This window comes from Streptomyces sp. NBC_00442, from assembly GCF_036014195.1.
Lineage (GTDB): Bacteria > Actinomycetota > Actinomycetes > Streptomycetales > Streptomycetaceae > Streptomyces.
In genome coordinates this window covers 4543095-4566669 of sequence record NZ_CP107918.1, presented here as the reverse complement: position 1 = coordinate 4566669, position 23575 = coordinate 4543095, and the positions used below count along the sequence as shown (strand labels likewise).

General features: G+C 71.6%; 18 protein-coding genes and 1 tRNA gene. 12 read left to right on the top strand and 7 right to left on the bottom strand.

All coding sequences use genetic code 11. The features are described from left to right. Window positions 1-409: 409 nt before the first annotated feature. The 3 genes from OG432_RS20475 to OG432_RS20465 form a co-directional block, all read right to left on the bottom strand. A complete protein-coding gene (locus OG432_RS20475) occupies window positions 410-1324 on the bottom strand; it encodes a cellulose-binding protein (RefSeq protein ID WP_328312407.1) in 915 nt (304 codons plus the stop codon). Between the two features lie 253 nt (window positions 1325-1577). Beyond that, window positions 1578-4286, bottom strand: a complete 2709-nt coding sequence (locus tag OG432_RS20470; protein ID WP_328312406.1) for an SUKH-4 family immunity protein — start codon at window positions 4284-4286, stop codon at window positions 1578-1580. 8 nt (window positions 4287-4294) lie between these two features. Beyond that, window positions 4295-5281 carry an SMI1/KNR4 family protein gene (locus OG432_RS20465; RefSeq protein ID WP_328312405.1) on the bottom strand — a complete coding sequence of 329 codons (987 nt, stop codon included), beginning with the start codon at window positions 5279-5281 and terminating at the stop codon, window positions 4295-4297. A 485-nt stretch (window positions 5282-5766) separates the two neighbouring features. Between OG432_RS20465 and OG432_RS20460 the strand changes: the two genes are divergently transcribed. Continuing rightward, on the top strand, window positions 5767-6324 hold the full coding sequence (locus tag OG432_RS20460) for a YwqJ-related putative deaminase (RefSeq protein ID WP_328312404.1): 558 nt from the start codon (window positions 5767-5769) through the stop codon (window positions 6322-6324). A gap of 78 nt (window positions 6325-6402) precedes the next feature. Next, a complete protein-coding gene (locus OG432_RS20455; protein WP_328312403.1) occupies window positions 6403-6891 on the top strand; it encodes an SUKH-3 domain-containing protein in 489 nt (162 codons plus the stop codon). A gap of 211 nt (window positions 6892-7102) precedes the next feature. Here OG432_RS20455 and OG432_RS20450 read toward each other — a convergent pair whose 3' ends face one another. Continuing rightward, on the bottom strand, window positions 7103-8422 hold the full coding sequence (locus tag OG432_RS20450; RefSeq protein ID WP_328312402.1) for a sensor histidine kinase: 1320 nt from the start codon (window positions 8420-8422) through the stop codon (window positions 7103-7105). 165 nt (window positions 8423-8587) lie between these two features. Here OG432_RS20450 and OG432_RS20445 point away from each other — a divergent pair, with 165 nt between their 5' ends. From OG432_RS20445 to OG432_RS20430, 4 genes are all read left to right on the top strand, one after another. Continuing rightward, window positions 8588-9448 carry a hypothetical protein gene (locus OG432_RS20445; RefSeq protein WP_328312401.1) on the top strand — a complete coding sequence of 287 codons (861 nt, stop codon included), beginning with the start codon at window positions 8588-8590 and terminating at the stop codon, window positions 9446-9448. 27 nt (window positions 9449-9475) lie between these two features. Continuing rightward, window positions 9476-9547, top strand: a tRNA-Gln gene (locus tag OG432_RS20440). 130 nt (window positions 9548-9677) lie between these two features. Continuing rightward, complete coding sequence (gene glmU, locus OG432_RS20435) at window positions 9678-11126, top strand: bifunctional UDP-N-acetylglucosamine diphosphorylase/glucosamine-1-phosphate N-acetyltransferase GlmU (RefSeq protein WP_328312400.1); 1449 nt, start codon at window positions 9678-9680, stop codon at window positions 11124-11126. Window positions 11127-11244: 118 nt separating this feature from the next. Next, on the top strand, window positions 11245-12219 hold the full coding sequence (locus OG432_RS20430) for a ribose-phosphate diphosphokinase (protein ID WP_328312399.1): 975 nt from the start codon (window positions 11245-11247) through the stop codon (window positions 12217-12219). Between the two features lie 320 nt (window positions 12220-12539). On the opposite strand, the gene OG432_RS20425 is transcribed toward OG432_RS20430, so the two are convergent. Beyond that, entirely contained in the window at window positions 12540-13433 is an 894-nt protein-coding gene (locus tag OG432_RS20425; RefSeq protein WP_328312398.1) for a serine hydrolase, read from the bottom strand. Beyond that, window positions 13430-14380 (bottom strand): LysR family transcriptional regulator, encoded by a 951-nt coding sequence (locus OG432_RS20420; protein WP_328312397.1) that lies wholly within the window; start codon window positions 14378-14380, stop codon window positions 13430-13432. The genes OG432_RS20425 and OG432_RS20420 overlap by 4 nt, the downstream gene beginning before the upstream one ends. Window positions 14381-14618: 238 nt before the next feature. Here OG432_RS20420 and OG432_RS20415 point away from each other — a divergent pair, with 238 nt between their 5' ends. The 3 genes from OG432_RS20415 (at window position 14619) to OG432_RS20405 (ending at window position 16464) form a co-directional block, all read left to right on the top strand. Then, window positions 14619-15206, top strand: a complete 588-nt coding sequence (locus OG432_RS20415; protein WP_328312396.1) for a 50S ribosomal protein L25/general stress protein Ctc — start codon at window positions 14619-14621, stop codon at window positions 15204-15206. A gap of 114 nt (window positions 15207-15320) precedes the next feature. Continuing rightward, a complete protein-coding gene (gene pth, locus OG432_RS20410) occupies window positions 15321-15920 on the top strand; it encodes an aminoacyl-tRNA hydrolase (protein WP_328312395.1) in 600 nt (199 codons plus the stop codon). A 76-nt stretch (window positions 15921-15996) separates the two neighbouring features. After that, entirely contained in the window at window positions 15997-16464 is a 468-nt protein-coding gene (locus OG432_RS20405; protein ID WP_328312394.1) for a hypothetical protein, read from the top strand. A 400-nt stretch (window positions 16465-16864) separates the two neighbouring features. Here the strand turns inward: OG432_RS20405 and ppc are convergent, their stop codons facing one another. Beyond that, on the bottom strand, window positions 16865-19594 hold the full coding sequence (ppc, locus tag OG432_RS20400; RefSeq protein WP_328312393.1) for a phosphoenolpyruvate carboxylase: 2730 nt from the start codon (window positions 19592-19594) through the stop codon (window positions 16865-16867). 217 nt (window positions 19595-19811) lie between these two features. Between ppc and OG432_RS20395 the strand changes: the two genes are divergently transcribed. From OG432_RS20395 to OG432_RS20385, 3 genes are all read left to right on the top strand, one after another. Then, window positions 19812-20810, top strand: coding sequence for an acyl-CoA desaturase (locus OG432_RS20395; RefSeq protein WP_328312392.1), 999 nt, complete (start codon window positions 19812-19814; stop codon window positions 20808-20810). Continuing rightward, window positions 20807-21556 carry a TetR family transcriptional regulator gene (locus tag OG432_RS20390; RefSeq protein WP_443058422.1) on the top strand — a complete coding sequence of 250 codons (750 nt, stop codon included), beginning with the start codon at window positions 20807-20809 and terminating at the stop codon, window positions 21554-21556. The genes OG432_RS20395 and OG432_RS20390 overlap by 4 nt, the downstream gene beginning before the upstream one ends. Window positions 21557-21829: 273 nt before the next feature. Then, window positions 21830-23563 carry an FG-GAP repeat domain-containing protein gene (locus OG432_RS20385; protein WP_328312391.1) on the top strand — a complete coding sequence of 578 codons (1734 nt, stop codon included), beginning with the start codon at window positions 21830-21832 and terminating at the stop codon, window positions 23561-23563. The last annotated feature ends 12 nt before the right edge of the window (window positions 23564-23575 follow it).

The following is a 23575-nucleotide window of genomic DNA, read 5'->3' as shown; positions in this document are numbered from 1 at the left end:
CCGCCCCAGACCCCGTTCGCGCCTTAAGGGCGCTCGTCCTCAAACGCCGGACAGGCTGAGGATGTCCATGCTGGCCGGCACCGAGCAGTTAAGAGGCGCGGGGCTGTGACATTGCGCGGCTCCGCCGCGGTGGGCGCGACCGCTCGGCGCCGGTGCCCTACTAGGGGCGCGGGGCTGTGACATCGCGCGGCTCCGCCGCGGTGGGCGCGACCGCTCGGCGCCGGTGCCCTACTAGGGGCGCGGGGAACTGCGCGAGACGCGGGCACGGTCCGCACACGAAAGCGGGGTTAAGGGGCGCGGGGAACTGCGCGACCAGCCACGCACGGGCCCGCGCCCGAAAGCGGACCGGGGTTTTAAGGGGCGCGGGGAACGGCGCGAGACGCGGGCACGGTCCGCAGACGAAATGGGGTCAGGGGCCCGGGGCCTCCGGGGCCGGCGAGGGGCGGCGGCCCGTCAGCGCGGACAGGGCATCGCGGACATGAGCCATGTGCGCCCGCATCTCCTCGCGCGCCCCATCATGCTCACCCACCACCCGCTCCGCCTCCCCCACAACCCGCCGCTCACAACCCCGCGCATCCGCGACAAGCTCCGCCGCCCGCGCCTCCGCCTCCTCCTCCGCGTGCCGCGCACCCGCCTCCGCCTCGGCGAACCCGCGCCGCGCCGCGTCGAGCGCGGCCTCCGCCGCGCGCGTCAACTCCCCGACCCGGGACTCCAACTGCGCCTCGCGCGCGGCCTGTTCACGCCCGTCCGCGGCGAGCGTCTCCGCATGGTCCCGCTCCTGCCCGGCCAGCTCCGCCTCGCAGCGCCGAACCGCACCGGCCAGCTCGTCGGCCGCCTCCGTGCGCCACTCCTCCGCCGCCGCGCGCGCCGCGGAACGCAGTTCCTCCGCCTCGGTGGCGGCCGCGAGCAGCCTCTGCTCCGCCCACTCCTGCGCATCGGCGAGCACCGACTCGCTGTGCCCCCGCGCCGCGTCCCTCGCCGCCCGTCCCGCCTCCTGCGCGGCGCGCGCTTCCTCCGCCGCCGCCTCCTCGGCGGCCGACCGCACCTCGCCGGCTTCTTCCGCACAGAGCGCGAACAGCTCACGGGCCTGCCCGCCGAGCGCCTCGTACGTCTGCGGCGCGAGCCCGGCGACCCGCTCGCGCAGCCGCACCGCACGCTCGCTCAGCTCGTCGGCGAGGGCCGCGAGCCGCGCCTCCTTCTCCCGCGCGGCCTCCGCCTCCCGTACGAGGCGGGCCACGGCGGGATCGACCTGGTCGGGACGGTAGCCACGGCCCCGGCCGGTCCCGAACGGCCGCGCCGACGGCGGCACCGATGCTGCGCTCATCCCCAAAGCCCTCTCTCCCGCACCCCGGCCGATCGAAACGAAGTGGCCGATATGACGACACTCCGCCCACATGACACGCCCAAGGATGCGTCAACCGGCGCCAAAAAGGGACATCGCGCGGGCCCCGAGCGGCGAGAACGCCGAGAACCGCACGACCAGCCACGGTCGGAACGAACGAGGCGCCCACCGCGGATCCCGCGGTGAGCGCCTCGACACGGCCCCGAAGCAGTCGGCGCCGCGAGCCCGGTAACGGTCAGAGCAACCCGTCCCACATCTGCTCGAGAAGCACCGACCACCAGCTCTCAGGCGACGCCAGCGCCGCCGGGTCGAGCGCCGCGAGCTGGGCCTGGAAGTCGACCGTCCAGCGGCCCGCCTGCTCCGGGTTGAGCCCGAACCGCAGCCGCCACATCCGGCCGAGCAGCGCGAGGGAGCGTACGAACTCGGGCAGCCCCGAGTTCACGAACTGCGGCGGCACCGACTGGCCGCCGGGCCCCGCCTCCACCGGCACGGCCACGATGTGCGCGGTCCCGTACTGGACGCAGATCGCCCGCCCGAAGTCGGAACCCATCACCAGGTACGAGCCCGCGTCCGCGGCCGGCTGCACCCCGCGCTGCTGCGCGAGCTCCGCCAGCGTCGGCACCGGCTGGCCCGGCACGGCCTGCGCCCAGAAGAACGGCCCCAGGTCCACCGGAAGCCCCGCCCACACCAGCGTGACCGCGACGACCTCCGGCACGCCCTGACGCGACACCGCGCGCTGGTCGAAGCGGAACACACCCTGGGGACCGAACGCGCCCGCCAGCTCGTGCGCGACACCCTCCGGCGGCAGCGGCGGCGCAGGCTGCACCGCCGGAATCGGCGCCCGCACCGGCTGCGGCCGCGCCGGACCGTCCGCCACCTGCGCCAACTCGCCCTGGTGGGTGAGCAGATGCTGCACGCCCTGACGACGCGAGCCGTGCTCCTTGCCGTACGGGGCGACATGCGTGATCCGCACCTGCGGCCACTGCTCGCGGATCATGCGTGCGCAGTAGCCGCCCGGCAGCTCGCACGACTCCAGCTCCGTGTGCAGTTCCAGCACGTGGTCCGCGGGCACGTTCATCGTCCGCAGCTCGTGGAAGATCTGCCACTCCGGGTGCGGAATGCCCGGCGCCGAACGGCGGATGAGCTGCTGCTCGGACCCGTCGGGCGCGCGGTAGCGCAGCACCGCCTGGTAACCGGGGCCCACCGTCGGCAGCCCCGCGGGGGGCTGCTGCGGATAGCCGTACGCGGGCGGGGGCTGCGGCACGGCGCCGCCCTGCGGCATGCCGGGCGGCCCGGGAGGCATCGGCGCACCGCCACCGGGGCCCATCTGCGCGGGCCCCGCAAGCATCGTCGCCGCGTGATGCACACCGCCGCCGGGTGCACCGGGAGCACCGGGAGCGGCGGGAACGCCAGGGGCTGCGGGCGGCATCGGCGCGCCGGGGCCGGCCGGAGCCCCCGGCACGCCGGGCGGCCCGGGAGGCATCGGCGCACCCGGGCCACCGGAACCGGCGGGGCCCATGCGGCTCGGGTCGGCCAGCATCGTGGCGGCGTGGTGCACACCCCCGGGTGGCGTCCCCTGCGCACCGGGAGGTCCGGGCGGCACAGGGGCACCCGGCTGACCGGGGGCCCCCGGAGGACCAGGAGGCACAGGCGCGCCGGGGGTACCGGGCGCGCCAGGCGGGCCCGGCGGCATCGGCGCGGCCAGGCCCGACTGGCCGCCGAGGCTCGGGTCCGCGAACATCGTCGCGGCGTGGTGCACATCGCCCCGTGCGGGCGGCGGGGTCGGCGCGCCGGGCGGCCGGGGCGGCTGGGGCGCACCCGGCATCCGGCCCTCCGGCCCGAGCTGTGACACGTACTGCGTGGGCAGGTAGCCACCGGCCGGCGCACCCGGCGGCGGAGTCGAACCCGGCACCGGGCCCGCCGTGGGAAGGCCCGGCCTGGCACCCGGAGTGCCCGGCGCACCGGGCGGCGGCGGAGTCGTCGAACCCCCGCCGCGCGAGGCCCGCGCACCCGGAGGCGGGCCGACCGCCTTGCTGGTCGCGGCGTCCGCGATGTCTCCCGCGCCCGGAGGCACGGAGCGGCCCGGCCCGGCGACGCCGGAAGGAGCGGGAGTCGAGGGGGCGGCGTGCGCGGTCGGCGGCGCGGGAACACCGGGCGGCGGCGTCGCACCCGGCGCACTCCGCTGCGACCCGCGGTCCGGGTCGTAGGCAGGGGCGAGCGCGGTCGGGGGCAGCTGGCTGCCTCCCGCCATCAACGCCGTCTTCGCCTCGGGCAGCACCTTCGGCGGCGCGGCGTCGTCACCGTCCGAGCCGGACAGGGCCGGCGCGAACACGGTCGCGGGCAGCGGCACGGAACCGTCGTCCGACCCCGCGTTGGTGTCCGTCCCCGCCCAGGGCGTCGCCCCTGCGGGAACGCCCGTACCTGAACCCTGTCCCTGTCCCTGTCCCTGTCCCTGTCCCTGTCCCTGCGACGAGGCCGGCGCGGGCTCGTCGGCGGCAAACCCGCCGGACCCGTGCGACGCACCCGAAGTGGCACTGCCACCGCCACGGTCAGCGTCACCACGCCGGTCCGGGATCCCCAACCGGTCGGCCGCCTCCTGCAACCACTCCGGCGGGCTCAGCAGGAACGACGTCTGGTTGAGATCGATCCGAGCCGGAGGCTCCGGCGCCGCGGGGGCGGCCTCGGGCAGCCCGTACTCCTCCTCGTACCGGCGGATCACCTCACCCACCGGCAACGCCGGCCACAGCGAGGCGTCGCCGCTGTCCCGGGCGATCACCAGGCGCTGCGCGCCGCCATCGACCGAAGGCCCGTTCTCGCGGTCCTCCGCCCACACCACGAAGCCCAGCTCGAACTCCCGCACCCGCACCTCACGGTGCTGATACGCGGGCACATCGCCGTTGATCCACTCTTCGGCACGCTCCTGCGCCTGAGCGAAAGTCACCATCGGCCGGCTCACTCCCCTACCGAGGTCGTCTCGACGACGCGCGCGAAGCCGCCGTCCACCATCAGGTTCGCCACGGTCTCCAGCTCCGGCGGATTGCCGGCGAGCCGTGCAAGGAACGCGTCGAAATCGTCCCCGCAGGGCAGCAGCAGCCGCTCGACCCGCTCGTTCACGCTCAGACCGTCCTCATCCCGCGCATCGTCGTACGCGCAGAACCACACCGAACCGGTCTCGGAACCGCGCACCTTCACCGCGAGGATCCCGCCCTGCACGAACGAGACGCCCAGATAGTCCTTGGTGAGGTGATCACGAAGACACTTGTTGATGTAGACCAGGTCATTGACGGCCGCCTCCTCGCGCACCGTGAAGAACGGCTGGTCCACCAGGAGCCCCAGCTCGGCGTCGAGCGCCGCGCCCACCGGGGCACAGCCGCCCGCCGCCTTCAGGAACGACCGGTAGGCTCCCGGCAGCCGATACCCCAAGTCCTCCTCGACACCGAGGAGTTGGGACTCCGACACCGCCACCGAGCCCTTCGGCAGACCGAAGTGCGCCGGCCGCGTCTCCTGCAAGGGGCGCGTGCCCCGCTTGTCGTGCTCGACCTGCGCCGTCGCCAGACCGCCGAAGTGGCGCAGCAGCGCCTTCACCTCGACCGGCACCAGCTCCAGGCGCCGGCCACCCGCCACGTGGTGCCACGTCCAGCCGTGCGGCGTGGCCACCGGGGCGATCGTGTCCCACAGCTCGTGGCCCGCCGCGGCCAGCGCCGCGTTCGCCGACACGTAGTCGGTCAGCCGGAGCTCGTCCACCCCGAAGCCCTCGGGGGGCTCGGCGATCTCCACCGCCGCACGGGCGTACGCGGAGAAGACCGGGTAGCCGTTCTCGTCCACCCGCACCCCTCTGGGATGCCGGGCGGCCCGGACCGGATCCGGGAAGTGCACGACCTGCCCGGCATAGGCCGCGTTCGGTGGCGCGGCATGATGCCCGAGCCGACCTGTCGTCATGGCGGTTGCCCCCTGCTGCGTGCTCCTGCGTCTGGCTGGTGAGGACCAGACTATGCGGTGGGGCAATACCGAGTCCCGACCCCGCATTTCGGTCACCAACCGTCACGCACATATCACCCTGCGCCGGTGATACGCGGCTAATCGCGCCCCAGCTTCCGTACCAGCACCCACATTTGGCAGGCTGTCCCCGCAACTCGGGGGCGCTGACACGTGCGGCTGAAGCCGCCGCCAGTGGGAGGACGACCAGCACCATGCAGACCACAGCAGGCGAAACATCCGCCACACGGACACCGCGCGCGACGACCAGCGCGACCCAGACCGCACGCGAGGCCCCGGGCACGCAGGGGACAGCGCGGGGCCCGCAGGGAACAACGCAGGGGACAGCCCAGGGCGCGCAAGGGGGACTGGGCGCACAGACAACGGCGCCGGGGAACCTCGGCGGGCCGGGGGCAGCCGGGCCGCCGGCTGGACCCGGGGCAGCGGGGATGCCCGCACCACTCGGCGGACCGGGGGCAGCCGGGTCACTCGGCGGACCGGGGGCCCCCGGCCGGCCGGGGGCCCCGGAAAGTGTCGGCGGGCCCGGCGACCCGCGCCTCACCTGGAGCGCCACGGCCACCACCGCCGCGCCGTTACTCCGCCACCGCCGCGACGGCATCCTCCCCGCCATCGCCGCCGCGCTCTCCGTCCGCGGCGAAACCCTCACCTGCACCGCGGGCAAAGGCGAACAGCCGCCCGTCCTGCACACCCTCGTCCAGGACTACCTCGACACCCTCACCAGCGGCCAGCGCGAACGGTTCACCGGCCGCTGCCCCGAAGCGATCCTGCTCTCCCGACACCTGACCGCCGTCGAGACGCAACGCTCCAAACGCGCCCAGCGCAAACCCCTCACCCACGGCGAAGCCCGCCGCGCCCTCAAACACGCCAAGCTCACCGCCCGCCGCATACGCGAGGACGGCGACCCCCTCCACGGCAGTTACGCGCCGCCCTGCCGCTCCTGCACGGCGCTCCTCGCCCACTTCGGCGTCCGCAGCGTCGAGCCGTAAACCCCGGCACCGGGATCCCACCCCCGGCCCCGCCCCATCCATCCCATCCCATCCCATCGCACGGAAAGGCCGCGGCCGATGCCGGACACCTCCACCACCCGCTTCCCCGTCCCCGTCGACGCCGCCCTGCGCACCGCTGGATGGCAGCCCGGCCGCTGGGACATCCGTCAGGCCGAGGCCTGGGCCGACGTCCTGCGCGGCCACGCCTCACCCGCGGGCCACCGCCACACCGTCTTCCCCGCGGCCGTCGAGGCGTGGGCCGAATTCGGCGGGCTGCGCCTCACCGCACCGGGGCCGGGCCGCCGCAACGCCCCGGCCGCCCTGAGCTTCGACCCCCTCGCCGGGCTTCACCTCGCCCGCACGCTCGCGGACCTCGGGCGGGCGCTCGACACGGACATCGCACCGCTCGGAGAGGAGGGGGATCAGCAGGCGGTGCTCGCCATCGACGCGGAGGGACGCGTGTACTCCCTCGACCACACCGGCGACTGGTACCTCGGACCGGACATCGATCACGCCCTCAACGCCCTGGTCACCGGCACCCAGCCGATCCGCCTGACAGCGACCTGACCCCGTGCCGGAGGCACACCGGGGCTCCACACCCCGGCGCACCTTCGGCTGCGGACCGCCGGGGACGCTCGCGCAATTCCCCGCGCCCCTCGAACGGCCGGTTTCCGGATGCGGACCGTGCCCGCTCCTCGCGCAGTTCCCCGCGCCCCTCACCTACTCGGCGCCGGGCAGCATGGGCATCCTCAGCCCGTCATGGGGGTCCCCCCTGGCCCTACCGCGTGGGCTGGGTGTCGTCCGGGAGAACGGCCGACACCCGAAAGCCACCCGCGTCCGTCGGCCCCGACACAAACACCCCGCCCAACCCCAGCACCCGCTCCCTCATCCCCACCAGCCCGTTCCCCCCACTGGGCAACCCCGCATCCGCCGTGACCCCGTCCGCGGGACCGTTCTCCACCTGCATCGCCACCTCGGCGTCCCGGTACGCGAGACGCACCATCACCTTCGCGCCCGCCGCATGCTTGTGCACATTGGTCAGCGCCTCCTGCACCACCCGGTACGCCGTCTGCTCCACCAGCGCGTCACACCCCCGCGCCTGCCCCTGCACCATCAGCTCCACCACCATCCCGGCCTCCCGGGACTGCCCCACCAGCGCCTCGATGTCCGCAAGGCACGGCCCCTCCTCCGCGGCGGCCGCGGCCACCGCGGCCGCCACCCCCACCGCCGCCAGCGGCACCGCGTCCACCCGCACCGCCACCCGCTGCTGATCGGCGGCCCGCAGCACCCCGAGCATCTCCCGCAACTCCGTCAACGCCTGACGCCCCATGTCACCGACCAGCGCCGCGTTCTTCACGGCCTTCTCCGGATCCTTGCGCGCCACCGCCTGCAACGCCGCCGCATGCACCACCATCAGCGACACCCGGTGTGCCACCACGTCGTGCATCTCCCGGGCGATCCGCGTCCGCTCCTCCGTACGCGCCCACTCCGCCCGCTCCTCCGCCCGGTCCGCGAGCAGCGACAACTCCCGCTCCAGCGAATCCGCACGCTCCCGCAACGACTCCATCAACCGGCGCCGCGCCCCTATATACAGCCCGTACAGCAACGGCGGACCCGAGATGCCGACCGACATCACCACCGACACCAGCGGCACGTACCAGCGCCCCGGGTCGTAGTCACCGCCCGCCACGCTCTGGTGCATCCGCACGAACGTGACGATGAACGTCCCCGCCACCGACATCCCCGCCAGCGCCGCCGTGATCCGGCGCGGCACCTCCGACGCGGCCAGCGTGTACAGACCCACCACGCTCAGCATGAAACCCATGCTGGCCGGCGTCACCGCGATCGACACCAGCACCACCGCGATCGGCCACCGCCGCCGCAGCACCAGCGAGGCCCCCGCCACAAGCCCGAGCAACACCCCGGCCGGCACGGGCAACCCCGAGTCCCCCGCGAAATTCACACCCTCCAGCGCACACTCCAGCGCGGAGAACACCCCGAGCGAGACATCCAGCACCGCGCTGCGCCTGCGCTCCCACCACCACCAGCCACGGGAGGTCAACCCCGTGGCTTCCTGGTCAGCCCCCGTTGCGGTCATGGCTCCCAGCCTACGGGCGGGCACGAACGATTTTCCTATGGCTTTCGTCCCGCGCGCCCAGCACGGAATCCCGCCCAACACGCCGCGAACCGGTACTGATCCCACGATCCGGTGAAACAGCCGGATATTCGAGCGGCCGTCCGGATGCCGGACGAACGTGTCCGTATGACATCAGCCACGCCCAGCAAGTACGCCGATTTCGAGGGCCTGCGGCAGCAGGCGATCGCGCTGCGGCGCGAGGGGCTCAGCCTGCGGCAGATCCGCGACCGTCTACACATCCACCACAACGACCTCCTCCACCGCCTGGTGAAGGGTGAACCGGCTCCGCAGTGGACGAAGCGCCCGAACGCCAAGGACGACCTGCGCGACCGGGCCAGAGCACTCCGCGCACAGGGCATGACATACGACCAGATCCAAGCCGAGGTCGGCTGTTCGAAGAGCTCGATATCGCTCTGGGTCCGCGACCTCCCGAAGCCCGAACCCCGCTACACCGACGAAGAACGGCACACCCTGATGAACAAGGGCCTCGCACGCCTGCGCGCGACCCAGGAGGAGGAGCGCCAGGAGACGAAAAGGGCGGCACGCGACGAGATCGGACAGCTGTCCGAACGGGAGCTCTTCATGGTGGGCGTCGGGCTCTACTGGGCAGAGGGAACGAAGGACAAGACCTACCGACGCTCCGAGCAACTGCAGTTCATCAACAGCGACCCCGACGTGATCAAGGTGTACCTGCGGTGGCTGGAGTTACTGGGGGTCTCGCGCGAGCGGATGCGCTTCCGCGTCAGCATTCATGAGTCCGGAGACGTGGCCGGGGCCGAGAAGTTCTGGGCCGAACTGGCCGACGTCGATGTCTCCGTTTTCCAACGGGCCACCCTCAAGAAGCACAACCCGCGCACCAAGCGAAAGAACACCGCACAGGCGTACCGAGGTTGCTTGGTGATCTACGTAACCAAGGGCGCCGATCTCTACCGTCGCATGGAAGGCGCTTGGTACGGCATAGTGTTGGGTGCCGATCCGGCGACCTGACCAAATGTCCGGTTTAGCCGGTTTCCATCCCCCGTGGTGTAATTGGCAGCACTGGGGCTTTTGGTGCCCTATGTCCGGGTTCGAGTCCTGGCGGGGGAGCTTCGCGGTTTCGGGTCCTGGCGGTTCTCGTCAGGACCCGCCGCATTTCCCCAGCCCCCACCCCGATTTCATCCACCAGGCCCCCCGGTATCCTTCGGTTGTCCACCCCCCGAAGCCGAAGGGCACCTCCGTGAGCGCAACCCGCCCGGCCGCCGTCGTCGTCCTCGCCGCGGGTGAGGGCACCCGCATGAAGTCGGCCACTCCCAAGGTTCTGCACGAGATCTGCGGGCGCTCGCTCGTCGGCCACGTCGTGGCAGCCTCCCGTGAACTCGACCCCGAGCACCTCGTCGTGGTCGTCGGCCACGCACGCGAGCAGGTCTCCGCGCACCTGGGTGCGGTCGACGCCGGTGTGCGTACCGCCGTCCAGTACGAGCAGAACGGCACCGGGCACGCGGTGCGGATGGCGCTGGAGGAGCTGGGCCAGTCCATCGAGGGCACGGTCGTCGTGGTCTGCGGCGACACCCCGCTGCTGACCGGCGCGACCCTGGCGGAGCTGACCCGTACGCACGAGAACGACCGCAACGCGGTGACCGTGCTGACCGCCGAGGTCGGCGACTCGACCGGCTACGGCCGCATCGTGCGGGACGACGCCTCGGGCGCGGTCACCGCGATCGTCGAGCACAAGGACGCGACCGACGCTCAGCGCGCGATCCGGGAGATCAACTCGGGTGTGTTCGCGTTCGACGGTGCGCTCCTGGCGGACGCGTTGGGCAAGGTGCGTACGGACAACAGTCAGGGTGAGGAGTACCTGACGGATGTGCTCGGGATTCTGCGTGAGGCGGGGCACCGGGTCGGTGCGTCGCTCGCGGGGGACTTCCGGGAGATCCTCGGGATCAACAACCGGGTGCAGCTGGCCGAGGCGCGCCGGCTGCTGAACGACCGTCTTCTCGAGCGGGCGATGCTCGCGGGTGTGACGGTGGTGGATCCGGCGACGACGTTCGTGGATGTGCAGGTGACGTTCGAGCAGGACGCGATCGTGCATCCGGGGACTCAGCTGCTGGGTACGACGCGTCTTGCCTCCGGTGCGGAGGTCGGTCCCAATTCCCGTCTGACGAACACCGTGGTGGGCCGGGACGCGCGGGTGGACAACGCGGTGTCGTTCGACTCCGAGGTGGGCGAGGGGGCGACGGTCGGTCCGTTCGCCTATTTGCGTCCGGGTACGCGGCTCGGCGCGAAGGCCAAGATCGGTACGTACGTCGAGACGAAGAACGCGACGATCGGTGAGGGGACGAAGGTTCCGCACCTGTCGTACGTGGGTGACGCGACGATCGGTGAGTTCACGAACATCGGCGCGGCCAGTGTGTTCGTGAACTACGACGGTGAGTCCAAGCACCACACGACGATCGGCTCACATTGCAAGACGGGTTCGGACAACATGTTTGTTGCGCCCGTCACAGTGGGGGACGGTGCTTATACCGCCGCCGGTTCGGTGATCACGAAGGACGTGCCGCCGGGTTCGTTGGCCGTGGCCCGGGGCCAGCAGCGGAATATCGAGGGTTGGGTGGAGCGCAAGCGCCCGGGAAGTGCTGCCGCGCAGGCCGCTCAGGCTGCGGCCGGGCAGTCGGCCGGCGAGAACTGACCGGATTCGGGTGCACCTTTCTCGGGCTACCGTGATAGGTGCACATATTCGGCTGGGCTCGTGGCGAGAGGGACCGCGCGGGTGCAGCGGCATCGAACACGTCTGAGGAGACTGTGCTGTGACCGGGATCAAGACGACCGGCGAGAAGAAGCTGATGCTCTTCTCCGGCCGCGCCCACCCCGAGCTGGCCGAGGAGGTTGCGCACCAGTTGGGTGTGGGCCTCGTGCCGACGAAGGCCTTCGACTTCGCGAACGGTGAGATCTACGTTCGTTTCCAGGAGTCGGCGCGTGGTGCGGACTGCTTCCTGATCCAGAGCCACACGGCTCCGATCAACAAGTGGATCATGGAACAGCTGATCATGATCGATGCTCTGAAGCGGGCGTCGGCGCGATCCATCACCGTGATCATTCCGTCCTACGGCTATGCCCGTCAGGACAAGAAGCACAAGGGCCGCGAGCCGATCTCGGCGCGTCTGGTCGCCGACCTCCTGAAGACCGCGGGTGCGGACCGCATCCTCACGGTCGATCTGCACACGGACCAGATCCAGGGCTTCTTCGACGGTCCGGTGGACCATCTCACCGCGCTTCCGGTCCTCGCGGACTACGTGGGGACGAAGGTCGACCGCTCGAAGCTGACGATCGTCTCCCCGGACGCGGGCCGCGTGCGGGTCGCCGACCGCTGGTGCGACCGTCTGGACGCGCCGCTGGCGATCGTGCACAAGCGCCGTGACAAGGAAGTCGCGAACACGGTGACGGTGCACGAGGTCGTCGGTGATGTGAAGGGCCGCGTCTGCGTCCTGGTGGACGACATGATCGACACGGGTGGCACGATCTGCGCCGCGGCGGACGCGCTGTTCGCGCACGGTGCGGAGGACGTCATCGTGACGGCGACGCACGGCATCCTGTCGGGTCCGGCCGCGGACCGTCTGAAGAACTCCAAGGTGAGCGAGTTCGTGTTCACGAACACGCTGCCGGATCCGTCGGATCTGGAGCTCGACAAGATCACGGTGCTTTCGATCGCTCCGTCCATCGCGCGGGCGGTGCGCGAGGTGTTCGAGGACGGCTCGGTGACGAGTCTCTTCGAGGAGAACTAGCGCCTGACCGCAGCGAGTTGGGGCCCCGTCCATGAGGACGGGGCCCCTCTTCATGTCCCCTGGTGACATTGCGCGGCTCCGCCGCGGTGAGCGCGACCAGCCACGCACGGTCCGCAGCCGAGAGCCGGGGCCCTGGGGCTCCGCCCCGGGCCAGGGGGTCGCCCCACCCCGCCCCTTCTGGAACCCTCCGGGGGTGGAGAGGGGCCAGGGTTCGAGCCTCTGGGGCTCCGCCCCGGACCCCGTTCGCGCCTTGAGGGCGCTCGTCCTCAAACGCCGGACGGGCCGGGTGTGCCGCCCGGCCCGCGGCCGAAGAGCGTGCCCTAGTTTTTTCTCTCGCTCCCGCGCCCCCGCAGCGCGTCCACCGCGATCCGTGCCGCCCGCCCCACCGCCGCATCCGCCGCCGGCAGCGTCGCCGCCGTGGAGGCCGCGCGGGTGAAGACGGCGACGGCGTATCGCCCGCCGTCGGGGTATTCGACGACGCCGGCCTCGTGGCGCTGGGTGGGCAGGGTGCCGGTCTTGCCGCTGACGCGTACGTCGTCGAAGGGGAAGCCGGAGGCGAGGCGATGGCTCCAGGCCTGGATGCCGAGGACGGCGCGGAGTTCCTCGCCCCAGGCCCCGGCGCAGACCTCGTCGCGCCAGACGGCGGCGAGCAGGCCGGCGGTCTCGCGCGGGGTGGAGCGGTTGGTGCGGGCGGGGTCGAGGACGGTGAGGCGGGCGACGGCGGCGGGGTCGACGAGGGCGGCGGGGCCGCTGGAGCCGGCGTCGGTGAGCATCGTCGCGTAGAGGCCGGCCTGGTTGTGGACGGCGACGGTACGGGTCAGGCCGAGGGCGCTCATGGTGGCGTTGACGGTGTCGAGGCCTAGGTGGTCCCACAGGACGTCGGCCGCGGCGTTGTCGCTGACGGCGATGGCGAGGGATGCCAGATCGCGCAGGCTGAGGCGGGCCGCGTCGCGCATGACGGCGAGTCCGGTGGGGCCGGGGGCGCGGTTCGCGGCGGGGATGTCGAGGGGTGTCGCGGGGTCGAGGCGTCCGGCGGCGGCTTCGCGGTAGAGGGTGGCGACGAGGCACAGCTTGTGGACGCTGGCGGTGGATACGGGGGTGTCGGCGCCCAGTGCGACGGTGTCGCCGGTGTCGATGTCGGTGGCGCAGAGCGCTCCGGTGATCCCGGCGTCGGTGAAGGCGGCGGTGATGCGGCCGCGTACGGGGGTGTTCACAGCGGGAACTCCGATGCGGGGCGGGGGAACAGGCGCCGTTGGGGGGTGGCGGGGACGAGCCCGGCGTGTTCGCGCAGGACGTCGTGGGCCGCTTCGGTGAACAGGCGGACGGCGGGTCCGTCGCGTCCGGCCGGCCAGGCGGTGGAGGTGCGCCAGGTGAGGGGGGTGCCGCGCAGGGGGCGCCAGGCGGTGCCGGGTTCGGGGGCGGGCCGGGGCACGAGGGCGACGACGTGGGTGCCGGACAGGATGAGGGCGTGGGTGAATTCGCTGCCGGCGACGTCGCGTACGGCGCTGGGGGTGCAGCCGTGGCGGGCGCAGGCGGTGAGGGTTTCGTCGTGGAGGGCGGGGGCGGTGGGGCGGGGGAAGAGGAGGAGTTCGCGGCCGTCGAGGTCGCGTACGTCGATCTGGGTGTGCCGGGCGAGGGGGTCGTCGGCGGCGAGGAGCGCGCCGAGCGGCTGGTGGAGCTGGGGGCCGAAGCCGAGGCCGGTGGCGGGGCAGGGGTGGCGCACGATGCCGGCGTCGAGGGTTCCTGCGGTGAGTTCGGCGGTCTGCTCGGCGGTGGTGAGTTCGCGCAGGTCGAGGGTGCCGCCGGGGCTGCGTTCGCGGTAGGCGGTGAGGAGGGCGGCGACGGTGGCGCCGCCGAGCTGGGGCGGTACGGCGGCGCGCAGGGTGCCGGCCGCGCCGCCCTGGACGCGGCCGACGAGGGTGCGCAGCCGGTCGGCGGCGTCGAGCAGGGTGTGGGTTTCGGCCAGGACGAGGCGGCCGGCGGGGGTGAGCGTGGCGCCGGTGCGGCCGCGGTCGAGGAGGCGGACGCCGAGTTCGCGTTCGAGGCGCTGGATGCGCTGGGAGAGGGAGGGCTGGGCGACGCGCAGGCGCTCTGCGGCACGGCCGAAGTGCTGTTCTTCGGCGACGGTGCGGAAGTACCTGAGGTGCAGCAGCAGGTCCATGAGCAGCAAGGATAGGGGAACGGCTATCGGTGTGTGCCTGATAGGCGGAGGCGGGCGGCCGGCTCCGGGTTGATCCAATTGGGCGGCCGGGGGGTCGCCGGGTACTCTGGGGCAGTTGCTCGGCGAGGGAGGCCGTACCTGAGGTACGGCGGTCCGTTATCGACGCGCTCTTCGTAGCAGGCCAGTCGTGGCCGGGTGACCACCATTTTTTGGTTCACCTTTCCTACGAGGAGTGCACATGTCCGAGGTCAAGCTCGCCGCCGAGGTCCGTAACAGCTTCGGCAAGGGCGCCGCGCGCACCATCCGTCGCGACAACAAGGTTCCCGGCGTCATCTACGGTCACGGCACCGAGCCGGTTCACGTCACCCTTCCGGGCCACGAGCTGCTGCTCGCGCTGCGTACCGCGAACGTCCTGCTGTCCCTGGAGCTCGACGGCAAGACCGAGCTCGCGATCCCGAAGGCCGTCCAGCGCGACGCCATCAAGGGCTACCTGGTCCACGTCGACCTGCTGCTCGTCAAGAAGGGCGAGAAGGTCACGGTCGAGGTCGCGGTCGAGACCGAGGGCGACCTGGCGCCGGGCAGCTTCCTCGTCGAGAACGTGCTGAACACGCTCTCCGTCGAGGCCGAGGCGACCCACATCCCGACCTCCGTCACCGTGTCCATCGAGGGCCTCGAGGCCGGCGCGGCGATCCACGCCAAGGACATCGAGCTTCCGTCGGGCACCACCCTGGCCACCGACCCCGACGCGGTCGTCATCCAGATCCTGGCCGCGCAGGCCGAGGAGCCGGCCGCCGAGACCGAGGCCGCCGAAGGCGCCGAGGCCTGAGCCGCACGCTCTGCCTGAGATCCGTGCCGGGCACGGGTCTTCGACGGGGTGGCGGGCCGCATGTGGCCCGCCGCCCCGTTTTTCTCGTACGTGACCGAGGAGAAGCAGTCCCCCATGACGACGACCGACAACGCGAACGCGCCCTGGCTGATCGTGGGCCTGGGCAATCCGGGTCCCGAGTACGCGGCGAACCGGCACAACGTCGGGTTCATGGCCGTGGATCTGCTCGCGGAGCGCATGGGCGGCAGGTTCAAGGCGCACAAGGCGCGGGCGCAGGTCGTGGAGGGGCGGATCGGCCCGCCCGGACCGCTGAACCGCCGGGTGGTCCTGGCGAAGCCGCTGTCGTTCATGAACCTGTCGGGCGGGCCGGTGACGGCGCTGCGCGACTTCTACAAGGTTCCGGTCGCCAACATCGTTGCGATTCATGACGAGTTGGACATCGACTACGGGGTGCTGCGGCTGAAGCTGGGCGGTGGGGACAACGGCCACAACGGTCTGAAGTCGATCACGAAATCGCTGGGTCCCGACTATCACCGGGTGCGGTTCGGGATCGGTCGGCCGCCGGGCCGGATGCAGGTGGCGGACTTCGTCCTGAAGGACTTCTCCTCCACGGAACGCAAGGAGCTGGGGTACTTCGTGGACCGGGCGGCCGATGCGGCCGAGGCGCTGGCGATCGAGGGGCTTGAGCGCGCCCAGTCGACGTACAACTCCTGACACTTGCCCTGCTTACGGGGCGAACCGGCGCCCCGGGTTTGACCGTTCGCGGTCATGGCCGCCAGGATCGCGCCCCATGACGAAGCGGAGCCGTACCTTCCTGACGTTCCTGCGGCGGGCCGCGTCCGCCCTGGTGGTGGCGGTGCTCGTGGTCGCCGGGTTCTGGTCGTCGTGGGGCACGGCCCAGCACGTGGTGCTCGCGAAGGGCCGCGATCACGGCACGCTGACGGTGACGAGCTGCGCGGACGACACGTGCACCGGCCCCTTCTCGCCCGTGGGCGACTCCTCCCCGCACGCCCGCGTGACGATCCCCGAGTCGGTGGCGGCGGAGCGGGGCGATCACCTGCCGGTGGTCCTGAAGCCCGGAACGACGCAGGCGGTACGCGGCGGCGCGGCGGGCTTCCTGTACGCGTGGCTGCCCCTGGCCGGGGCACTGCTTCTGGCTTCGCTGGTGGTGGGCGGGGGGTTGCGGATGCCGCGTACGGCGTGGGGGGTGGGGTTGGTGGGCGCGGCGGCCATGGCATCCGCCTTCATCGCGCTGTAGCCGGCCCCGGCGCGCCCCCAGCCCCGCCTTCGCCTGCGGACCGTGCGTAACTGATCGCGCAGTTCCCCGCGCCCCTAGGCCCGCCTTCGTCCACGGACCGGTGGACGGCTGATCGCGCAGTTCCCCGCGCCCCCTAACAGCGTCGGTCGTCTGCGGACCGTGCCCGCTTCTCGCGCAGTTCCGCGCGCCGCTGACGGGGCCGGGCTTGGCAGGGTGCCCAGTGCAGGCATCCTCAGCCCGTCATGGGGGTCCCCCTGGCCCCTGAAGCCTTGGGGGAGATTGAGGACGAGCGCCCTTCGGGCGCGAACGGGGTCCGGGGCGGAGCCCCGGGAAAAACCCCGCCCCTCCCCACCGTCCCCCGGAGGGTTGTGGGAAGGGGCGGGGTGGGGGACCAGAGACCTCAGCCCGTGTTGCGCAGGCCCGCCGCCACCCCGTTCACCGTGAGGAGAAGCGCACGGGACAGCAGCGGGTCCGGCGCCTCGCCCCGGTCCGCCGCCGACCGCTGGCGGGCGAGGAGCGCGACCTGGAGGTAGGAGATCGGGTCCAGGTACGCGTCCCGGATCGCGAAGGTCTGCTGCAACACCGGGTGCGTACCGAGGAGTTCATCGCTCCCCGTGATCCGCAGGACCTCCCGCACCGTCAGCTCGTGCTCCGCCTCGATCGTCGCGAACACGTGCTTCAGCTCGTCCGGCACGAGCGTGTCGACGTAGTGCCGGGCGATGCGCAGGTCCGTCTTCGCGAGCGTCATCTCCACGTTGGAGAGGAAGTTGCGGAAGAAGTGCCAGCGCTCGCTCATTTCGCCGAGCACCTCCTCAAGACCCGCCTCGCGCAGCGCCTTGAGCCCGGAGCCGACGCCGAACCAGCCGGGCACGATCTGCCGGGACTGGGTCCAGCCGAACACCCAGGGGATGGCCCGCAGCCCGTCGAGGCCCGCACCGGAGTCGGGGCGGCGCGAGGGCCGCGAGCCGAGGTGCAGCTCGGCGAGCTGGTCGACGGGGGTGGAGGCGAAGAAGTACGCGGGCAGGTCCGGGTCCTCGACGAGCCGCCGGTAGGCGGAGTGCGCCGCGTCGGACACGGTGTCCATGGCCGCGTCCCAGCGCGCGAGCGCCTCGTCGGACTGGCGGGGCGCGGTGTGCAGCGCGGAGGCCTGGAGCGTGGCCGCGACGGTCAGTTCCAGGTTCTCCCTTGCCAGGGACGGGATGAGGTACTTGTCGGAGATGACCTCGCCCTGTTCGGTGACCTTGATCTCACCTTCGAGGGTGCCCCAGGGCTGGGCGAGGATCGCGTCGTGCGAGGGGCCGCCGCCGCGGCCGACGGTGCCGCCGCGGCCGTGGAAGAGCCGCAGCCGCACCCCGTACCGGTGCGCGACGTCGCGCAGTCGGCGCTGGGCGCGGTGGATCTCCCACTGGGAGGTGGTGATGCCGCCGAACTTGGAGGAGTCGGAGTAGCCGAGCATGACCTCCTGGACGTCGCCGCGCAGCGAGACGAGGCGCCGGTAGGAGGGGTCGGCGAGCATCTCGTCGAGGATGACGTCGGCGGCGCGCAGCTCGTCCGTCGTTTCGAGCAGCGGCACGATGCCGATCTTGGCCCAGCCGCCGTGCAGGTCGACGAGGCCGGCCTCGCGGGCGAGGACGGCGGCGGCGAACACGTCGTCGGCGCCCTGGCACATCGAGATGATGTACGACTCGATGACCTCGGGCCCGAAGCGTTCGAAGGCTTCCTTGATGGTGCTGAAGACGCCGAGGGTCTTCTGTCCCGCCGCGTCCAGCGGGGCGGGGGCCGGGGCGAGGGGGCGGCGGGAGCGGAGTTCCTTGGCGAGGAGCTTCTGCCGGTAGTCGCGCGGCATGTCGGCGTAGCGCCAGGATTCCTCGCCGAGCCGGTCGAAGAGCTGGCCGAGCGCGTGGTGGTGGGCGTCGGCGTGTTCGCGTACGTCCATGGTGGCGAGCTGGAGGCCGAACGCCGCGAGGGTGCGGATGGTGCGGTCCATGCGGCCGTCGGCGAACAGGGCGCCGCGGTGGTCGCGCAGGGAGGTCTGGATGAGGGTGAGGTCGGCGAGCAGCTCGGCGGTGCCGAGGTAGTCGCGGCCGGGCTGGTGGGGGGTGCCCTTGGCGAGCCGGTCCTTGGTGTGGACGAGCTTCTGGCGGATGGCGGTGGCCTTGAGCCGGTAGGGCTCCTCGGCGTTGAGGCGCTTGTAGCGGGGGCTGATCTCGGGGAGCGCTTCGAGGTCGGCCTGGAGCGAGGTGAGGAGTTCCTCGTTGGCGCCGGCGTAGCGGATGGAGTTGGAGAGCAGTCCGCGCAGGAAGTCGATCATTTCGAGCGCGTCGTTGATGCCGTGCTCGTGCTGGAGGATCAGCACGTCCCAGGTGACCTTGGGGGTCACGTTGGGGTTGCCGTCGCGGTCGCCGCCGATCCAGGTGCCGAAGGTGAGCGGGCGGGTGCCGGGCGGCAGCTCGACGCCGACGCGCTCCAGCTCGGCGGCGAGGTCCTCCAGTACGTCCCCGACGGCGCCGGCGTGCAGCTCGTCGAGGTAGTAGATGGCGTTGCGGGCCTCGTCGGCGGGTTCGGGGCGTACGACGCGGAGCTCGTCGGTCTGCCAGACCAGGTCGATGTTCTCGGCCAGACGCAGGTCGTGGCGGCGCCGGTCGGACTCGATGACCGGGGTTTCGAGGAGTTCGGCGATGCGGCGCAGCTTGTTGAGGACGGAGCGGCGGGCGGCCTCGGTGGGGTGGGCGGTGAAGACCGGCCGCACGTTGAGGTTCTTGACGCTCTGGCGGACGTGTTCGGGGTCGCCGTCCTTGAGCATGTCCGCGGTGCGGGCGAGGAGGCTGCCCTCGGTGGCGCGGTGGGCGCGCAGTTCGCGGCCGCGGTGGACCTGTTCGGCCACGTTGGCGAGGTGGAAGTAGGTGGAGAAGGCGCGCACCAGCTTGGCGGCGGTCTCCACTTCGGTGCCGCCGAGGAGGTCGGCGGCGGCCTCGCCGTCGCTCCGGGTCAGCGCGCGGACCCGCTCGACGAGCTCCAGGAGCTCGGGTCCCTCCTGTCGGACGAGGGTCTCGCCCAGGAGGTCACCCAGTCGGCGGATGTCGGCGCGCAGCTCGTTGCTGGCGGCGGGGGTCTGGTCGGCACTGCTCACAGGTGCGGCTCCTTGCAGTGTTTGAGCACGTCTGGAGGGTTCTGGAGGCTTGCGGACCGCGCTGTCCGACGACACCCAGGATAGGTGTCCCATTCCGCCCCGCCGTCACGGGCTCTTGTCCCCGGCCACGGCACTGCCATACTTACGTTGCCGTAGGTTACGCATGCGTAGCCGGGCGAATCCGCTCGTTTTCCTCACCCTGCCGGGGGTACTCCCCATGACCACCAGTCCCGATCTGCTCAAGTCGCCGGACGGAAATCCCCATCCGTCCGCCACGCTGGGCGGCGAGAGCAAACGCTCCATCGAACAGCTCGCCCTGCTGCTCTTCATCACGGTCCCCTTCGTGGCCCTGGTCGCGGCGGTGCCGCTCGCCTGGGGCTGGGGAGGGGTCAGCTGGCTCGACATCGGCCTCCTCGTCTTCATGTACTACCTGGGCTGTCACGGCGTCACGATCGGCTTCCACCGCTATTTCACGCATGGTTCGTTCAAGGCGAAGCGGCCGTTGCGGATCGCGCTGGCGGTCGCGGGGTCGATGGCGGTGGAGGGCCCGCTGGTGCGCTGGGTGGCCGACCACCGCAGGCACCACAAGTTCTCGGACGCGGAGGGCGATCCGCATTCGCCGTGGCGTTTCGGCGAGACGCTGCCGGCCCTGATGAAGGGCCTGTGGTGGGCGCACATCGCGTGGATGTTCGACGAGGAGCAGACCTCGCAGGAGAAGTACGCACCGGATCTCCTCGCCGACCCGGCGATCCGCCGCATCTCGCGCGACTTCGTGTGGTGGACGGTGCTGTCGCTCGCGATCCCGCCACTGGTGGGAGGTTTGGTGACGATGTCGTGGTGGGGCGCGTTCACGGCGTTCTTCTGGGGCTCGCTGGTGCGGGTGGCTCTGCTGCACCACGTGACGTGGTCGATCAACTCGATCTGTCACGCGGTGGGCAAGCGTCCTTTCAAGTCGCGGGACCGCAGCGGCAACGTGTGGTGGCTCGCGGTGCTCTCGTGCGGCGAGTCGTGGCACAACCTGCACCACGCGGACCCGACGTCGGCCCGGCACGGGGTGATGCGGGGGCAGATCGACTCCAGTGCCCGGATCATCCGCTGGTGCGAGCAGCTGGGGCTGGCGTACGACGTGCGCTGGCCGAGCGCGGCCCGTATCGACTCCAAGCGGAATGAGGACGGCCGGTCCCGGCGCAAGGAGAAGGCCGCCGAGGCGGCATGATGGACGACGTGGCGACCGACTCCAGCACCACCCGTACCACCAGCACCACTGGTTCCACCGACGGCTCGGCAAGGGCCTCCGGCCGCGGCTCGGGCGGGGCGTCCGGCTCTCCCGAGAAGCCCCGGCGCACCCGCAGGACCCGGATGACCGGGGCCGAGCGCCGCGAGCAATTGCTGGACATCGGTCGCACGCTCTTCGCCGAGAAGGGCTTCGAGGGCACCTCGGTCGAGGAGATCGCGGCGAAGGCCGGCGTCTCGAAGCCGGTGGTGTACGAGCACTTCGGCGGCAAGGAGGGCCTGTACGCGGTCGTCGTGGACCGGGAAATGCGTTCGCTGCTCGACGGGGTGACGGGCGCCCTGACCGCGGGCCATCCGCGCGAACTCCTGGAGCAGGCCGCATTCGCACTGCTCGACTACATCGAGACGTACACGGACGGATTCCGCATTCTGGTGCGCGACTCCCCCGTGGCCCAGTCGACCGGAACGTTCGCCTCCCTGATCTCCGACATCGCCACCCAGGTCGAGGACATTCTGGGTCTGGAGTTCAAGGCCCGCGGATTCGACGCGAAACTGGCGCCGCTGTACGCGCAGGCGCTGGTCGGCATGGTTGCCCTCACCGGGCAGTGGTGGCTGGACGTGCGCAAGCCCAAGAAGGCGGAAGTCGCCGCGCACCTGGTGAATCTGGCCTGGCACGGTTTGGACGGTCTTGAGCCGAAACCGCGCCTCATAGGGCACCGCAAAAGCTGACGCCGTTTTCCCGCCCGCTCCCCCTCGGGCAAGATCAATCAACTCCGGCCACAATTTTCACTTCAACTGCACAAGAATCAGCGGTAGTCTTCACCCACAATCCCGGGGGGGATTTTCGCCATTCCTCGCGTGCCCTCACCCATGACTGCCGTACGTGCCGTCGGGGTGCACGTGCCGCGCTCCTTTCAGCGCGCCCATGCGACGACGCATACGCAGCGACGTGATTCCCCCCGGGTCTACCCGCTTATTCCCATGGGGGGAATTTTGTCCTCTGTGCGCACCAAGCGCGCGAGCCGCCTCGCGGCCTGCACCGCCATCGTCCTGTCGGCGGGCATGCTGCTCGCCGGCCCGGCGTCGGCCGACACCACCCCGGCAGGACCGCACGCCGCCGTCAAGGCGCCCAGGTCCGCCCCGGCCCCGACGCTGAACCTGCCGCACCACCCGGCGGCCCCCGCCCGCAAGGCACCGCGCGCCGCCCTGGCGAACGCGCCCGTGAAGGCGAAGCCCTTCTTCGACGCCGACGCCGACGGCTACAGCGACCTGGTGGTTCGCGAGCCCGACGACGCCCTCTACGTGTCCCTCAGCGGGACGGGGCAGCAGGAGCTGCCGAGCAGCACCCTGGGCGCCTACAAGGACATCATCCTGCCGGGCGACCTCGGCGGCTCGCCCGCTCCCGAGATCCTCGACCTGTCCCCGTCCGGCAAGCTGACGCTGCACAGCGACAACAGCGTGGCGGGCGGCATCAACTACGGCGGCTGGTCCGGTTCCGGCTGGAACATGTTCAACAAGGTCATCGCGGCGGGCGACGTCAGCGGCGACGGCAGGAGCGACCTGCTGGCCCGCACCCCGGACGGCGACCTCTACCTGTACACGGGCACGGGCGACCTGAACGCCCCGTTCGCGGCGGGCAAGAAGGTCGGCTCCGGCTGGGACAGGTACGACCAGATCGTCGGCGCGAACGACGCGAACGGCGACGGTCTCGGCGACGTCTACGGCCGCACGCCCAGCGGTGACCTGTACTTCTACGCCGGCACCGGCAACGCCGCCGACCCGCTCGCCGCGGGCGTCAAGGTCGGCTGGGGCTACAACACCTTCAACCAGATCGTCGGCATCGACGACCAGACCGGTGACGGCATCGGCGACCTGCTCGCCCGCGACGTGTCCGGCCAGGTCTGGTTCTACGCCGGCAACGGCGACGGCACGCTGAAGGCCCGCACCGAGGGGGGCAAGGGCTGGCAGGGCGCCCAGTTCTTCGGCAGCGGCGGCAACCCGGTGTACGGCAAGGACGACCTGGTCGGCCTCGACGGCAACGGAACGCTCTCGTCCTACTGGGGCCTGGGCAACGGCCAGCTGTCGTCCGCGAACAAGGGCCCCGCGGGCGGCTGGGACGGGGTGCACTACCTCGCCCTGCCGTCCTCGCTCCAGACCGCGTCCCGCTGGGCCAGCATCCTGGAGATCGGCGGCAACGGCGAGCTCTACGTCAACGGAAACGACCTCGGCGGCGGCTGGAACATCTACAACAGCGTCATCGGTATCGGCGACCTCACGGGCGAGGGCAACGGCGACCTGATCGCCCGCCAGCCCGGCAACGGCCACCTGTACCTCTACCCGGGCAACGGCGCGGGCTCGGCCGTCTACTCCCGCATCGACATCGGCGGCGGCTGGAACGTCTACGACAAGCTGATGGGCGCCGGTGACATCAACGGCGACGGGCTCCCCGACCTGCTGGCGCGCACTCCGGGCGGCGACCTGTACCTGTACGCGGGCACCGGCAGCGCGAAGACCCCCTTCAAGGGCCGGGTCAGGCTCGCCGGCGGCGGCTGGAACATGTACAGCGCCAAGATGATCGCCACCCCCGGCGACCTGACCGGCGACGGCCGCTCCGACATCGTGGCCGCGGACTCCGCGGGCAACCTGTGGCGTTACGACGCCAACGGTTCCGGCGGGTTCAACGACCGGGTGAAGATCGGCTACGGCTGGAACACCTTCAAGTACGGCATCTACTAGGCCGGCCCCAGC

What these genes read in the sequence shown, in the direction of transcription:
- OG432_RS20470 (WP_328312406.1), bottom strand. Translation starts at nt 4,286, where the DNA reads ATGGTGACTTTCGCTCAGGCGCAGGAGCGTGCCGAAGAGTGGATCAAC.
- OG432_RS20475 (WP_328312407.1), bottom strand. Translation starts at nt 1,324, where the DNA reads ATGAGCGCAGCATCGGTGCCGCCGTCGGCGCGGCCGTTCGGGACCGGC.
- OG432_RS20460 (WP_328312404.1), top strand. Translation starts at nt 5,767, where the DNA reads ATGCCCGCACCACTCGGCGGACCGGGGGCAGCCGGGTCACTCGGCGGA.
- OG432_RS20445 (WP_328312401.1), top strand. Translation starts at nt 8,588, where the DNA reads ATGACATCAGCCACGCCCAGCAAGTACGCCGATTTCGAGGGCCTGCGG.
- OG432_RS20415 (WP_328312396.1), top strand. Translation starts at nt 14,619, where the DNA reads ATGTCCGAGGTCAAGCTCGCCGCCGAGGTCCGTAACAGCTTCGGCAAG.
- OG432_RS20395 (WP_328312392.1), top strand. Translation starts at nt 19,812, where the DNA reads ATGACCACCAGTCCCGATCTGCTCAAGTCGCCGGACGGAAATCCCCAT.
- OG432_RS20455 (WP_328312403.1), top strand. Translation starts at nt 6,403, where the DNA reads ATGCCGGACACCTCCACCACCCGCTTCCCCGTCCCCGTCGACGCCGCC.
- OG432_RS20390 (WP_443058422.1), top strand. Translation starts at nt 20,807, where the DNA reads ATGATGGACGACGTGGCGACCGACTCCAGCACCACCCGTACCACCAGC.
- OG432_RS20450 (WP_328312402.1), bottom strand. Translation starts at nt 8,422, where the DNA reads ATGACCGCAACGGGGGCTGACCAGGAAGCCACGGGGTTGACCTCCCGT.
- OG432_RS20420 (WP_328312397.1), bottom strand. Translation starts at nt 14,380, where the DNA reads ATGGACCTGCTGCTGCACCTCAGGTACTTCCGCACCGTCGCCGAAGAA.
- pth (WP_328312395.1), top strand. Translation starts at nt 15,321, where the DNA reads ATGACGACGACCGACAACGCGAACGCGCCCTGGCTGATCGTGGGCCTG.
- OG432_RS20465 (WP_328312405.1), bottom strand. Translation starts at nt 5,281, where the DNA reads ATGACGACAGGTCGGCTCGGGCATCATGCCGCGCCACCGAACGCGGCC.
- OG432_RS20405 (WP_328312394.1), top strand. Translation starts at nt 15,997, where the DNA reads ATGACGAAGCGGAGCCGTACCTTCCTGACGTTCCTGCGGCGGGCCGCG.